A 15,204-nucleotide genomic window follows, 5' to 3' on the forward strand; every position below is an offset into this window, starting at 1 on the left:
AAATAAAGTTAAAACCTTAAGCAACTAAAATATTAGTTTTATATTAGAGGCAAACAAAACCAAATCCTATTTCATGAAAAGACTACTACTCTCAGTGTGCTTTCTAATCTTCATCTCGGCTAACGTGAAGGCGCAAACACCGCATATTATTAAAGGTAGAACGATAGATACCACTTCTACAACCCTGTTGGCGGGAACTTCTATTGCTGTTTTAAATGCAAAAGATTCTACGTTGGTAAAGTTCACCAGAGCTGCAGAAAATGGAGCTTTTGAGATTAATGGAATTAAAAATGGAAAATACATCTTGTTGGTTTCCTATCCAAAATATGCGGATTTTGTTGATCATTTTACTTTAGATTCTACCACTCAGGTTAAGGATTTTGGAAAGGTTAACTTAACTGGAATGGCAAAAATCCTTGCCGATGTTATCGTCAAAGGAAACCGAAATGCTATCAAAATTAAAGGCGACACTACTGAATTTGATCCGAAAGCTTTTAATATTGAGCCCAACTCAAAAGTGGAAGATTTAATTAAGCAGTTTCCGGGTATCCAAGTGGATAAAGATGGAAAAATTACTGCACAGGGCAAAGCTGTGCAAAAGGTATTGGTTGATGGAGAGGAATTTTTTGGAGATGATCCAACTTTGGTAACCAAAAACCTACGTGCTGATATGGTAGAATCTGTTCAGCTTTACGATAAAGCAAGCGATCAGGCGAGTTTTACCGGGATTGATGATGGCGAAAAAACCAAAACCCTTAACGTAAAATTAAAAGAAGATAAAAAGAACGGCTATTTCGGAAAAGCGCAAGGCGGTTATGGAACTGACGATTATTATAACGGCCAATTCATGTTCAACAAATTTTGGGGCAAGAAAAAATTCTCTGCTTATGGCATCTTAGGCAATAACGGAACCGTAGGTTTAGGTTGGGATGATAGAGATAAATACGGTGGTTCTGGTAACATGACCATGACGGACGATGGCGGAATGTATTTCAGCAATAGTGGCTCCGATGATTTCGATAGTTATGATGGTCAATACAACGGTCAAGGAATTCCTGTTGCCCGAACTGGTGGTTTACATTTCGACAGCAAATGGAATAAAGACAAAGAATCGCTAAACACCAATTATAAAATAGGTTCTATTAGGGTTAAAGGCGATCGAAATACCATCAGCCAAAACAACTTGAGTTCTGGCGTAATCAATAACGTATCTGATCAGTATAATGATAATGATATGTTTAGGCAAAAGTTGGATGCTACTTATGAAGTAAAACTAGATTCGACACTTACCTTAAAAGTAAATGTTGATGGAACCTTGAAAAATAGCAATACATTTAATGACTATACTACCTCAAGTAAAGATGGACGTGATAGCTTATTAAATACCACCAAAAGAACGCTAATTAATAAAGTGGATGAACAAATGTTTAATGCGAATGCTTTGCTTAGCAAGAGATTTCAGAAAAAAGGCCGTACTTTATCTTTAAACCTAAATCAGGCCATTACAAAAAGTAATAGTGATGGCTATTTAAATTCAGAGAACAGCTTTTATGAAACGACAGGCAGAAGAGATAGTTTAATCAATCAATATAAAGTTAATGATATTACCAACAACGCTTTTAAATCAAATTTGGCTTATACTGAACCATTAACCAAAACAATGACCGTTATTGTAAACTACGGCCTGAGTTTGATGAATGGCAAATCAGATCGTAAATCATTTAATAAATCAGCGAATGGAAACTACGATATTTTAGATAGAGAATTTAGTAATGATTATGAATTGGATCAGGTTATCAATCAGGGTGGAGCTATTTTTAACTATAAAAAAGGCAAAACCGTGATCAATTTCGGTTCAAAATTTAGCGGCGTAAATTTCAAACAAACCGATTTGTACAATAACAAAACCTACGACCGAAAATTTGTGAATTATATGCCACAGGCTTCGTATCAATATCGATTCTCTCAACAAAAATCTTTTAGAATCAGTTATAATGGCAATACAAATCAACCATCATTAGATCAAGTTCAACCGATTCGAGTAAATACAGATCCATTGAATATTTCATTGGGTAATCCAGATTTAAGACCATCATTCAGAAGTAATTTCAACGCGAACTACAATTCATACAAAGTATTAACGAATCAATCCATCTGGTTGAGTGGATCATATAGTTTTACAGCCAATCCGATTGTGAGTGATGTAATCACCGATGCTTCAACCGGCAGAAGCAGTTATAAATCAGTGAACATTAACGACAGGATGGCTAAAAGCTTCTCTGTATATGCACAATCCAGCAGAAAGATAAATGTTATTGATTTAAATGCAGGTCTTAATTTGAGCACCAATGGTAATTCATCATACAATTATATCAACAACGAATTAAATAATACCAAAAACTATAGCTATAATCTTGGTATAGATTTAAATAAATACGTGGAGAAAAAATACAGCTTCTACATCAATTCTGGCCCAACCTATAATGTTTCAAGGGCGAGTATTGGTAACTTTGGTAATAGTGATGGCTGGGGTTGGAATGGTTATGCTTCTGGAAATGTTCAACTTCCTGGTAAATTCTCGCTATCAACTGACGCCCAATACGAATTTAGAGGGAAAACGCAAACCTTTAACGAAACTTTTGAACGTTTGCTTTGGAATACATCGTTAACAAAAAAGTTTTTAAAATCAGACAACCTTAAACTCATGCTCACGGTAAATGATATTTTAAATCAAAATGTTGGTTTCGATCGGACAGCATACAACGGAAATATCACGCAAAGTAGCTACACCACAATTATGCGCTACTTTATGTTCTCGGTAATTTGGGATTTTAACAAAATGGGCGGCGGACTTAAAACTTCAAAATAATGATCATGAAAACTACATTTAAATATATTACCCTATTTGCTGTTATTTTCATCAGCAAAAGCTTGCAAGCGCAAAACGTTCACTTCATACAAAATGGTGTTATCGAATTTGAAAAAAGATCAAACATGTATGCCTTGATTAAGAAAAAGATCAATAAGGATAATGAAACTTACATGAATCAGGCTTTTGATCAGTACAAGAAAAATAATCCACAGTTTAAAGTATCCAAAAGTACCTTGAATTTTAATCAAGATAAAAGTTTATATAAATGGCCAACTGTTGAGGAAACTATGAGCAACAATTGGTTAAGTACCGATGTTTTAGGAGACTTAAAAAATACTATTGCAACTAATTTCGATACGCAAAGTAGTGTTACCCAAAAAAATGTTTATGAAGATACCTATCTGGTTAAGGATAGCGTACGCAAAATAAATTGGAAAATAACCGACGAAACCCGTGATATTGCTGGTTACGAATGCCGCAGGGCAAATGCCATTATTATGGATTCGGTTTATGTGGTTGCCTATTACTCCAATCAAATTGCCATTTCAGGTGGTCCGGAATCTTTCACGGGTTTGCCCGGAATGATTTTAGGCGTGGCGCTACCGCACGAAAATGTGACTTGGTTCGCTACAAAGGTAACCGAAACTACAGTGCCAGAAAAAGATTTAGCAGCTCCAATTAAAGGAAAACCGACAGATAATAAAGGTTTAAAAGCGATCCTTCTTTCGGCAATGAAAAACTGGGGAGAATATGCACATCCAATTTTTAAAGCATTTTCCTTGTAACCATTTCATTATTATAATTATGCTTAATTTAGCTTAGTTATAAAATTTGAATGTATACCGCACTTTACAACCACATTAATACATTTGTAGATTTGAGTAACGATGAACGAGAAATTCTTGCATCGATGCTCAAATCTTTTTTATTTAAGAAGAAAGCTTTTTTATTAGAACAAGGGCAGATTTGCCGATCCAATTATTTTGTTGTTAAAGGCTGTTTAAGGCTATACTTTATCGATATTAAAGGCGTAGAACAAACTACTCAATTTGCCATTGAAAATTGGTGGATAACCGATCTTACAAGTTTCCTATTTCAAAAGCCGTCAGATTTTTTTGTGCAAGCTGCAGAAGACACGCGAGTGATTGCCATTGAGCAACACCGCTATGACGAAATGTTTGAGAGGCTCCCAAAAATTGAAAAATATTTCCGATTGATTTTACAAAAAAACCATCAAGCTTCGCAACGGAGAATTATGTTTTTGTACAGCTTTACTGCTGAGGAAAGATACCGCCATTTTAATAGTTTATTTCCAGAGTTTGTGCAACGGATTCCGCAATATATGCTTGCTTCGTATTTGGGTTTTACGCCAGAGTTTCTGAGTAAGATTAGGGCGAAGAAATAGAACATCAAATTTTACACACATACAAGTTTACAATTGCAATAAGTCGGTCGTCATTGCGAAATCATTCTCCGATCTTTCATCGGTAATGATTGTGGCAACCTCCTATTTGTAAACAATGATAGCCGCAATGAGGTTGCCACGAAACTATGAAGAATAGTTTCTCGCAATGACGATCGCCTTATACAGCAAGGTGCCCAAAAACATTAACAGTTAAAACCTTTTCTTAATCTACATTAAGTTTTTTGCTCCATCGTATCCCGACCTTTATATCGTAATCAAAAAACAATAACATGGAAAGTAGAATTAACATTCAAAAAGTAGAACCTGCAGCTTATCAAGCCATGTATGGTTTAGAAAAATATCTTTCGACTAGTAAGGTAGATCCAATCCTTTTAGAGCTAATAAAAATGCGAGCCTCACAGATTAACGGCTGTGCCTTTTGCCTAAACATGCACTCAACTGACGCCCGTAAAATGGGTGAAACGGAACAACGTCTTTACCTTTTAAATGCATGGAGAGAAACAACCTTATTTACAGAAGAAGAGAAAGCCATTTTAGCATTAACAGAAGAAGTAACCCAAATTACAAACCATGTTTCTGATGCGACTTATAAAACAGCGTCGAGCTTTTTCAATGAACAGGAATTATCACAAATTATTATGGCTATTGTAACCATTAATGCTTGGAACAGACTTGCAATTACCGCAAAAGTAATGGTTGGATAAACTTGATCATAAAGGCACTAAGATCGCCAAGAATAAATTAGTGCCTTTGTTATTTTTAATATGACTTGTTGATTTTCTTTAACTCGTCGTAAATTATTCTCGCGACTTCCTTAGCGCCGTCTGGCTGGAAATGAGTGTTGTCTTTTTGTCCTTTGGGATAAGCTTCGTATTTAGCAGAATCTAAATTCATGAAATAATTTTTAGTAACGAATTCATTTCCTTTTGAGGTAAAGAATGCTGCAGAAAGCGATGTCAAATCAATAATTGGAACACTCATTTCTTTGGCTACATCTTTAACTGCCTGTGGATATTCACCATGCGCACTGCCCAATTTCCCATCTTTCCAAGGATAATTTCTGGTTACAGGTGTAATCAAAATCGGGATAGCACCTTTTGCCCTAGTTTCCTTAACGTACATCCTTAAAAAATCTTTATAACCAGGAATGTCAACATAACGCTCGGGTTTATCTTTTGCGGCATCATTATGCCCGAATTGGATCAGCACCAAATCATTTTTCGTTAATGTTTCCAAAACCTCTTTCCATCTTCCTTCCTCAAAAAAAGACCGCGTACTTCTACCTCCTTTTGCTTTATCGATCACTAAAGCACTATCGCTTTTTATAAGTTTATGCAGATTTTTAAGATTTTCCTTTTTTAGAAATTGTTGAAAAACCTGTCCCCAGCCTGTAATAGGATATTTCTTTTGCATGTAATCCTTTTCGAGAGTGTAATCTGCAACCGTAGAATCGCCAATAAGGTAAACGTTAACTGGTTTTGGTTTGAAGATGAATGACATCAATAATATAGCGATGCCAAATATTGCGATAGTAAATTTGTGTTTTTTCATAATTTATTTCTATTGGTTGGTGTCTCACCAACCAAGTTTATGTTATTCTGGTCTTGATAATGTATTATAGTTTCGGTCGCTGAGACACCAACCGATAGGTTTAATTTATAACCTAATAGAAAAAATTATTTGTCAATTCTAAACCAATCATATTCTGCAATACCAGAATCATTGGTTTGCGTATCTCTTATTGCGAAAATCCCGACTTTTGCACCAATCCATTGCCCCGCTGTAGCTTGAAATTCATCGCCTACATTGGTGAAATTTATTCCATCCTCACTAAAACTGAATTGGCATTTTGCACCTTCGGAAACCTTAACCCTCAATTGAATGGTTCCTGATTTAAGCTTATTGATCTCTTTCTCATTTTCCGCTTTGCCTTTGTCGGCACCTTGGCAAACCCCATAAACAATATACAATCCGTCCTTTTTACTTTTGATACTGATTTTCGCATAACTCCTACCCATCACCACCAAACCTATTTGCTCATTTTCTAATTTAGGATTAGGCTTAAAAGTAACCTTGGTTGTCGCCGTAAATTCATCATCAGGAAATTTTTGCATCAATAGATTCTGTACATCCCACAGGTTTTTAGCATCGTCGGGCATTTTGGTGGTATAAAGTTTTAATACGCTTTTATTGGCATCTGTAAATAGCCACGTGGGTTGCGGATTTGCTTGCCATTGCCATTGCAAACCTAAATCAGCAGCTCCAAATTCGTCACTTTCAACAGCTGTCTCTATCGGATAAACCTTGCCAACATTCGGTTTTTTAAAAGTGATAACGGGTTCGCCGATGCCATCGCCATCTTTATCAATGCCAATAACTGGCCAATTGTTTATCCACTTCATTGGCTGCAAATGCACCACTCTTCCATAAGCATCCTTATCTTGAAAGTGCAAAAACCAATCTTCGCCATTTTGTGTGTTTACCCAAGCGCCTTGATGAGGCCCGTTTATAGTCGATTTCCCCTGATCCATCGCCACTTTTCTTTCATAAGGGCCGTAAATATTCTTACTTCTTAATATCAGTTGCCAGCCTGTAGAAACTCCTCCCGCTGGCGCAAATAGATAATAATAACCATTTCGCTTATATACTTTTGGCCCCTCAATTGTTGGGTCTAATTCATGGCCATCATAAACTATTCTTCCCGTTTCAGTCGCTCTCGAACCATCAGCTGTAAGTGGCATAACGGCCAAAACACTTTTAATTCCAGCCCTGCTACCAGCGTAAGCATAAGCCAAATAAGCTTTTCCATCCTCATCCCAAAACGGACAAGGATCAATTAAGCCTTTGCCTGCCGCAACTAATTTCGGTGCAGACCATTCGCCAGTAATTGTTTTTGCTTTGGTAAGGTAAATTCCGAAATCAGGATCTGGATAATAAATATAAAACTCACCGTTTCGGTAACGGATTGAGGGTGCCCAAACGCCATTTCCATGTTGTGTTTTCTCAAAATGATCAAATGGTGGCTGACGTTTTAACGCATGACCGATTATTTTCCAGTTCACTAAATCTTTTGAATGCAGAATTGGCAAGCCTGGAATGGCATCGAAACTGGATGCAATCATATAAAAATCATCGCCTACACGAATGGCATCAGGATCTGAATAATCGGCATTAATTATTGGGTTTTTATAAGTTCCATTGCCTTGATCGGCAACCCAAACCTTAGATATATAATTTGTTTTTGGCGCTTGAGCAAAGCTGTTTAGGCAAAGGCTACAGACGAGAATAGAATGGAATATAAATTTCATTTTTATATAATATTTGCTTGGAATAGCCTACCCGCCATTGCAATGGAAATATAACCAAAAAACCCCGATGTTTCGCATCGGGGTTGGACATATAATGACCTCATAGGTAGAGGGAATTTGTGAATACTATCCTTGTTTTTGTGCTGAAGCTTTTAATGCATCGTTAGCAACAATTACAATTTCTACACGACGGTTAGCTGTACGACCTGCGTCAGTTTCGTTATCTGCAATTGGCTCGGCAAAACCTTTACCAATAGTTACCAATCTTGATGCTGGTACACCTTGAGAAACCGCATAAGCTTTAACAGCTGCTGCTCTTCTTTCAGATAAACCCATATTATATTGTTCTGTACCACGGCTATCAGTATGACCAATAATCTTGATATCTGTATCTGGATATTGGTTTAATGATGAAGCTAAACTCTGAACGTTTGTTTTAGCGGCATCTTTCAATGCGGTTTTATCGAAATCGAATAAAATACCACTATCAAATTTTACAATAATACCTTCACCCTCACGAATAACCTCTGCATTTGGAATTGCTTTCTGAATTTCGGCTGCTTGTCTATCCATCCTACGACCAATAAAAGCTCCAGCCGTACCACCAATAGCGCCACCAATTAAAGCACCAACTGCTGTGTTACCAGCTTTTTTGCCAATTAATGCACCAATTACACCACCGGCAGCAGCACCAATACCAGCACCTTTTTGTGTTTTAGTTAAACTATCACAACTTTGGAATGCCATTGAACCTACCGCTAATCCTATACTTAATGTTGCTATTCTTACTTTTGAAATACTCATAATAATCTAGATTTATAATTCTACCGTTCGTATTCAAACACGATGCCAAAAAAGATTGAAAAACGATTTTCTTGAAATTTTCACTGTTTAGCGCTAAAAAGAATATTTTTTGATCAAAAAAAAAGCGCTCAGAGAAAACCGAGCGCTTTAAATGTATCATTCTTAGTACAAAAACTAGGCTGAGAAGTAACTCTCCAACTCTTTTAGTGTATTTTCATCGGTCTTGAAATCCTTAATTACTTTTCCCTTTTCCACCAAAATAATGCGACTACAAACATCGGTAACATGGTTTAAATCGTGACTTGAGATAAAAGTGGTCATGTTGCCAGGAAATTCCTTTAAAAGTTTTTTCAAACGAATTTGAGTAGTTGGATCGAGGTTGGCAAATGGCTCATCTAATATTAATAACTCTGGTTTTTGCATCAGCGCTGCAGCTATACCAACCTTATTCTGGTTTCCCTTACTAAAATCCCGGATATATTTTCCACTAGTTAAAATTTCCCCATTAAAAAATTCCCCATATTGGGTTAAATAATTAGCAACATCTGCAACACCTAAATTATTTAAGCTTCCAATAAAGGTGAAATATTCCTCCGGTGTTAAATAATCAATCAAAAAACCCTCATCCAAAAATGATGCAGTATAATTTTTCCAATTATCACTTTGCATTACATTCTCTCCCTTGGATAAAATCTCACCCTCTGTTGGGCGAATTAAATCTAAAATCATACGAAAGAACGTGGTTTTACCAGCGCCATTATTACCAACTAAACCAATGGTTTCGCCTTGCTCTATTTGGATGTGCTCAATGTTTACAACAGTTTTGTCGCCATAAACCTTTTTCAAATTTTTTACTTCTAAAATCATAATTATTCTCTAAAGCCTTCGGCTATTTTATAACGTTGTTGTTCAAATCTTTTTGTGATGAAATTAACCCAGAAACCACGCATCAGTAAGTTTATCAAACCAAATAATCCAACGGCAAATAAGCCCCAGTATGGTTTATCCATAATACCAAAAGGCACGTAAACTAAAATTGGAAGCAGAATGAAAGGAAAACCCAAGATCCATTGTGTTGCGCCCACACCTTGCCAGTTAAAGCTGGCGCTTTTGTTGATCTCCAACCGTTTATAATTTAAAGTAGCGAAGTATAAAACCATCACTGTTCCAAAACCAATGTTGTACAAAAAGGCCGCCAAGTGCAATAGCAGCAACTTCGGACTCATAAAACCATAGAAACTCGCCAATAAAGTGATTACAATTGAGGCAATGGTAAAGAGCAGAAACTTTGCTTTTATAAAATCCTTGGGGTTTATTTTATTGGTTAACAACCCATCGAAATGCGCACTTTGCCACCCAAACATAAACTGTCCATAAGTAATAATTGAAATTCCCGTCATGAAAATCGCTGCAAAAATCATTCTTCCAAAAGAATCAGAATCTATCATTGGCTGCTTGTAAAAAAGGAAGCCATAAAAAAGGAAGATAAAACCCATTAAAACCGAGTTTCGTGGTCGTTTGTGGCGAATAATCAACTTTAATTCCAAGGCGGCAAGCTCTCCAACTTTTCCAAAACGATTTAAAAAAGCGTAGTCTGTACTCACTTTTTTCTCTTGTTTAGATCCAAGCTCCTCAATATATAAATTGCTAGTTAAAAAATTTGAGTTAATATAAAATACTGCCACCGTTGCCAAAGTGAAACCAAAACCCAAATATGGTCGCTCGGCAATGGCCCTGAAAACATAATCAGAAGCAGACATTAACGAAATAATCTTATAATATTCTAACGCAGCAAAAACTGCAATTAGGATTAGGCCACCTAAACTGTAAAGTACATTGGTTATCGATTTCCTTTTGATGTAAAGAATTAAATAGTTGTTAAAAACGGTTATGGAAAGTATAGAAACGACGTACATTATTGTGGCAAAGGCACCATACTCATCTGCAATTTCGATAAAAATGAAAGGAAAAAATAAGAAAAACGGCCAAAGGTTAAATGCAGAAAAAAGTGCCTTAACGTTTAAGAAGTTGATGATTTTACTTTTGGGAATCCTTAAATGCAAATATGGGATAACACTTAGCGTTGGCAATTCTTGCAGTTGCAATCGCATTAAAAAATCGAGTGCAAAATAATAAAGGATAATTCCGTTGAAGCTTTTAAGAATATCTTGATTTGGAAAGATCTTTGGCAGGAAAATGGTCATTCCAAAACCAACTCCAACAGCAACAGCTAAGAAATAAAGCATGAAAAAACCCAGCACAACCTGGGCAGCAATGCTACCACCTCTGTTTCGCGATCGCCAAAAAGATTTCCTTTGATGGCTTAAAAATGTACTCAGCATATGTAGTTTTAGGTTTTAGTTCTTTTAATTAGTTGCCAGTGGGGATGAATTGTTACACTAATAATTGTATTTATCTTTCCAATTTTGTTTTAATTTTTCACGAAGCTTTTCCTCTGCAGGATTTTTACCAGGGTCGTAAAGTTTGGTTCCGCTCAACTCATCGGGAAAATACTCTTGCGCCTCGAAATTCCCCTCATAACCATGCGAATATTTATAATCTTTTCCGTAACCAATATTCTTCATCAACTTTGTTGGCGCATTACGAATGTGCAATGGCACGGGCAAGTTTCCTGTCTGCTTTACTAAAGCCTGTGCTTGATTTATGGCTTCGTAAGACGCGTTGCTTTTTGCTGAACTCGCCAAGTAAGTTACGCATTGCGATAGAATAATCCGTGCTTCAGGATAACCGATTACATTAACTGCGGTAAAACAATTGTTGGCAAGCAGCAGCGCATTTGGATTGGCATTCCCAATATCCTCAGATGATAAAATCAATAGTCTTCGGGCAATAAATAAAGGGTCTTCGCCACCCTCTATCATTCTGGCCAGCCAATAAACCGCAGCATTTGGGTCGCTACCGCGGATGGATTTAATAAAAGCAGAAATAATATCGTAGTGTTGCTCGCCAGCCTTGTCGTAAAGTGCTAAATTTTGCTGTGCATGAGCGAGAACGTTCTCATTGGTCAAAGTGATTTTTTCGCCACCAATTCCGTTAACCGCAATTTCTAAAACATTCAAAAGTTTGCGGGCATCGCCTCCTGAAAGGCGGATTAAAGCTTCGTGTTCTTTAATGGTGATATTTTTTTCAGCAAGGACTGCATCTTTTTTAATCGCCGTTTTTAATAAACCCGCAAGCTCTTGTTCGGTTAGAGATTTTAAAATATAAACCTGGCAACGGGAAAGTAAAGCGGAAATCACTTCGAATGATGGATTTTCTGTAGTGGCACCAATGAGCGTTACCAAACCACGTTCTACCGCACCAAGCAAACTATCTTGCTGCGATTTACTGAAACGGTGAATCTCATCAATAAACAAAATGGGCAAACCCAAGAAACTATCTTTTAAAGCCGCAGCCTTATCAATTACCTCACGGATATCTTTTACGCCGCTGTTAATGGCGCTCAAGTTAAAAAAGGGTCTGTCTAAAGTTTGAGAAATAATGTACGCCAATGTAGTTTTTCCAACACCTGGCGGTCCCCAGAAAATCATCGATGGCAGCTGACTGCTTTCTATCGCCTTGCGCAACACCGCCCCCACACCAACCAAATGTTTTTGCCCCACATATTCATCTAAATTTTGGGGGCGCATTCTTTCGGCTAATGGTGCTTGGTTTTGCATAATGGTAAATATATAAAAAATGGTTATTTTGGAGGAAGATTGTTGATACTAACCAAATATCGAAAACTCAATTTCGAACAATAATCCAAACTAAAACAATTAGTTAAAAGCTTAGTTCTATAAAGCTATGGAAATTAAAAATTTAGACCACCTTGTACTTACTGTTGCAAATATTGAAAACACCTGCAAATTTTATAAAAATGCGCTGGGCATGGAAATAATCGGATTTGGCGAAAACCGAAAAGCATTGAAGTTTGGTAATCAAAAAATCAATCTGCATCAATTTGGAAATGAAATTGAACCTAAAGCATACAAGCCTATGCCAGGCACGGCCGATTTATGCTTTATTACGGATTTTCCGATTAAGGATGTTATTAATGAATTAAACCAAAACGGAATTGAAATTGAACAGGGCCCTGTTGAACGAACAGGTGCAAACGGCAAGATTGTTTCTGTTTACCTCCGCGACCCTGATTGCAATTTGATTGAGGTAAGTAATTATTTGTAACTGACTGCTAATCAAAATTTATTGCTCTACGCATTTTCATCCAGCTAAGCCCTAGTACTAAATCTTCGTTCAGCTCAATCCCTGCCTAACAAATTTTTTGGGTTGCATTATCTAATCCAATCCACTGACTTAAATACAAAAAATTTAAGCAGGCAATTTTGTGTTTTCACTTGCTTATATTTTTTCAGCGGTGTTCAAGCTTGCTTCGTATGTCTTTTGTTGTCAAAAGAAAAAGCTGTCAGGCCAGGACAAATAAACACCCCGTCCTGCGGACACCCCTCTAAAAGAGGGGAATTATATATCGCATAACCTAAGAGCAAAAATCTAGCTAGGTTAGTCCTCTATTTTCGAATGGTGTTTCGTGTCTTTCATTGTAGTATATAAAACGAGTGAAATCAAAATACAAGCTGTAACATACCAATAAAAGTAATTTTCGTGACCGATATTCTTAAACCACAATGCTAAATATTCTGCAGTTCCGCCGAAAATGGCAACAGTTAAAGCGTAAGGCAAACCCACTCCCAGAGCCCTGATTTCTGCTGGAAATAGCTCCGCTTTAACCACAGCATTAATACTTGTGTAACCACTAACGATGATGAGTGCGCCAATCATCAACAAGAAAATAATCGTGGTATTCGTTTCGCTCGCCAAGCCTGTTAGAATTGGAACCGTACATAAAGTTCCTAAAACACCAAAGCCAATTAACAAGGGTTTTCTTCCAATTTTATCAGATAATAAACCAAATAAAGGCTGCATAATTGCGAAAACCAAAAGTGAAATAAAAGATAATGTTGTTGAGGTTTCTTTGCTGAGGTGAACCGTATTTACCAGAAACTTTTGCATGTAGGTACTGAAAGTGTAAAAAGCAATTGTTCCACCCAAAGTTAAACCTACAACAGTAAAAACCTCTTTTGGATAGGTTAGCAGTACTTTAATTCCTCCCTTTTTTTCATCCTTATTTTTACTCTTAAATGCAGCGGTTTCATCGATATGTCTTCGTAAATAAAGGGCAATAAAGGAAAGAATTGCACCAATAAAAAATGGAATTCGCCAACCCCAATCGTGAAGTTCGGCTGGTGTTAAAAGCCAGTTTTGTAAAATTAACTGAATGCCAAGCGCCAGTAATTGTCCGCCGATTAAGGTTACATATTGAAAGCTCGAATAAAAACCACGATGTTTTTTGGTTGCCATTTCACTCAGATAAGTGGCCGAAGTTCCGTACTCACCTCCTGTACTCAAACCCTGAATTAATCGAGCAAAAACCAATAGCAGTGGTGCAAAAACACCAATTTGGTTATATCCTGGCGTTAAACCAATAATTAGCGAACCAATCGCCATAATCAAAACGGAAAGTGTCATCGATTTTTTTCTTCCCATTTTATCAGCAATGCTTCCAAAAAGCCAACCGCCAATCGGGCGCATTAAAAAGCCTACAGCAAAAATCCCTGCGGTATCCAAAAGCTGGGCTGTGGGATTACTGTTCGGGAAAAAAGCTGGCGAGAAATATAAAGCAAAAGCCGAATAAGTGTACCAATCGTACCATTCTACAAGATTACCAACCGAACCGCCAAAAATAGATTTGAGCCTGTACTTTACTTCATCTATTTCTTTTGGCGTAAAATCGTTTGCGGATTGATTCATGATAAATGAGATGCTTGGTTGAGTGAATTTTGAATGAATGAATCAAAACAAATCGCCCTTGTATTGTTTAAAATATTTAAATTGGTTGATTGTAATATAGTGGGTGAATTGGGAATTTACAAGAACATAATGAAAAATCACTCATTCTCTCATTCAAAACTCAGTCATTAGAACATGAAAGATAATTTCTCTACCCAGGCAGCCGAATACGCAATTTATCGCCCAACCTATCCGCAAGAACTTTATGATTACCTTTTCACATTGGTTAAAAATAAGGAGGCGGCCTGGGATTGCGCTACAGGAAACGGACAAGTTGCAAGAGTTTTAGCGCAACATTTTCAAAGTGTTTACGCGACCGATATCAGCGAGAAACAATTAAGCCAAGCGCTGAAACTGCCAAATGTAGTTTATCAGGTAGAATCTTCAGATAAAGCCAATGTTCCAAATAATAGTTTTGATTTAATTACAGTTGCCCAAGCCATCCATTGGTTTAACTTCGATGCTTTTTATGCTGAAGTAAAAAGAACTTTAAAGCCTGATGGAATTTTGGCAGTTATTGGTTACGGTGTAATGTTTATTGATAAAAAGGTAGATAAGGCGATTCATAAATTATACGAAGATATCCTTGGGAAATACTGGGACAGCGAACGCAGGTATATCGAAGAGGGCTATAAAACGATTCCTTTTCCTTTTGAGGAAATTATTGCACCGCATTTCCAGATTAAAACTTCGTGGAGTTTCAACCAGATGATTGGCTATTTGAATACCTGGTCATCATTGCAACATTATAAAAAAGCGAATGATAGAAACCCACTTGAATATATGTTTACGGAACTGAAAGAAGCTTGGGGAGATGATGCAGTTAAGGATGTGCACTTCCCGATTTTGTTACGGATTGGGAAGTAGGGTTTAACCGCAAAGGAAAAGAAGAAAAACCGCAAAGAAACGCAAAGTTAGGTGCTTAA

Annotated in this window: 13 protein-coding genes; 6 read left to right on the plus strand and 7 right to left on the minus strand. The window is 36.9% G+C overall.

Features of this window, described 5'->3' with window-relative positions; genetic code table 11:
- The first annotated feature begins 73 nt into the window (after positions 1–73).
- From EZ449_RS02430 to EZ449_RS02445, 4 genes are all read left to right on the plus strand, one after another.
- Positions 74–2,869 (plus strand): outer membrane beta-barrel family protein, encoded by a 2,796-nt coding sequence (locus tag EZ449_RS02430; protein WP_131556354.1) that lies wholly within the window; start codon positions 74–76, stop codon positions 2,867–2,869.
- 5 nt (positions 2,870–2,874) lie between these two features.
- A complete protein-coding gene (locus EZ449_RS02435) occupies positions 2,875–3,657 on the plus strand; it encodes a GLPGLI family protein (protein ID WP_131556355.1) in 783 nt (260 codons plus the stop codon).
- Positions 3,658–3,707: 50 nt separating this feature from the next.
- Positions 3,708–4,277, plus strand: a complete 570-nt coding sequence (locus EZ449_RS02440; protein ID WP_131556356.1) for a Crp/Fnr family transcriptional regulator — start codon at positions 3,708–3,710, stop codon at positions 4,275–4,277.
- A 290-nt stretch (positions 4,278–4,567) separates the two neighbouring features.
- Positions 4,568–5,002 (plus strand): carboxymuconolactone decarboxylase family protein, encoded by a 435-nt coding sequence (locus EZ449_RS02445; protein WP_131556357.1) that lies wholly within the window; start codon positions 4,568–4,570, stop codon positions 5,000–5,002.
- A gap of 55 nt (positions 5,003–5,057) precedes the next feature.
- On the opposite strand, the gene EZ449_RS02450 is transcribed toward EZ449_RS02445, so the two are convergent.
- From EZ449_RS02450 to EZ449_RS02475, 6 genes are all read right to left on the minus strand, one after another.
- Positions 5,058–5,849, minus strand: a complete 792-nt coding sequence (locus EZ449_RS02450) for a rhamnogalacturonan acetylesterase (RefSeq protein ID WP_131556358.1) — start codon at positions 5,847–5,849, stop codon at positions 5,058–5,060.
- A gap of 125 nt (positions 5,850–5,974) precedes the next feature.
- On the minus strand, positions 5,975–7,606 hold the full coding sequence (locus EZ449_RS02455; protein ID WP_131556359.1) for a glycoside hydrolase family 43 protein: 1,632 nt from the start codon (positions 7,604–7,606) through the stop codon (positions 5,975–5,977).
- Positions 7,607–7,732: 126 nt separating this feature from the next.
- Complete coding sequence (locus tag EZ449_RS02460) at positions 7,733–8,410, minus strand: OmpA family protein (protein WP_205942923.1); 678 nt, start codon at positions 8,408–8,410, stop codon at positions 7,733–7,735.
- A 174-nt stretch (positions 8,411–8,584) separates the two neighbouring features.
- Positions 8,585–9,277 (minus strand): ABC transporter ATP-binding protein, encoded by a 693-nt coding sequence (locus EZ449_RS02465; RefSeq protein WP_131556361.1) that lies wholly within the window; start codon positions 9,275–9,277, stop codon positions 8,585–8,587.
- A gap of 2 nt (positions 9,278–9,279) precedes the next feature.
- Positions 9,280–10,752: a DUF5687 family protein gene (locus EZ449_RS02470; protein ID WP_131556362.1), complete on the minus strand. Its 1,473-nt coding sequence runs from the start codon at positions 10,750–10,752 to the stop codon at positions 9,280–9,282.
- A 57-nt stretch (positions 10,753–10,809) separates the two neighbouring features.
- Positions 10,810–12,090, minus strand: coding sequence for a replication-associated recombination protein A (locus EZ449_RS02475; RefSeq protein ID WP_131556363.1), 1,281 nt, complete (start codon positions 12,088–12,090; stop codon positions 10,810–10,812).
- Between the two features lie 127 nt (positions 12,091–12,217).
- On the opposite strand from EZ449_RS02475, the gene EZ449_RS02480 reads away from it, so the two are divergent.
- Positions 12,218–12,598 (plus strand): VOC family protein, encoded by a 381-nt coding sequence (locus EZ449_RS02480; RefSeq protein ID WP_131556364.1) that lies wholly within the window; start codon positions 12,218–12,220, stop codon positions 12,596–12,598.
- A gap of 333 nt (positions 12,599–12,931) precedes the next feature.
- Here EZ449_RS02480 and EZ449_RS02485 read toward each other — a convergent pair whose 3' ends face one another.
- A complete protein-coding gene (locus EZ449_RS02485) occupies positions 12,932–14,239 on the minus strand; it encodes an MFS transporter (RefSeq protein WP_131556365.1) in 1,308 nt (435 codons plus the stop codon).
- Between the two features lie 174 nt (positions 14,240–14,413).
- Between EZ449_RS02485 and EZ449_RS02490 the strand changes: the two genes are divergently transcribed.
- Complete coding sequence (locus EZ449_RS02490) at positions 14,414–15,145, plus strand: class I SAM-dependent methyltransferase (RefSeq protein ID WP_131556366.1); 732 nt, start codon at positions 14,414–14,416, stop codon at positions 15,143–15,145.
- Positions 15,146–15,204: the final 59 nt, after the last annotated feature.

Origin of the sequence: Pedobacter frigidisoli (assembly GCF_004331675.1) — a bacterium.
Classification (GTDB): Bacteria; Bacteroidota; Bacteroidia; order Sphingobacteriales; family Sphingobacteriaceae; genus Pedobacter; species Pedobacter frigidisoli.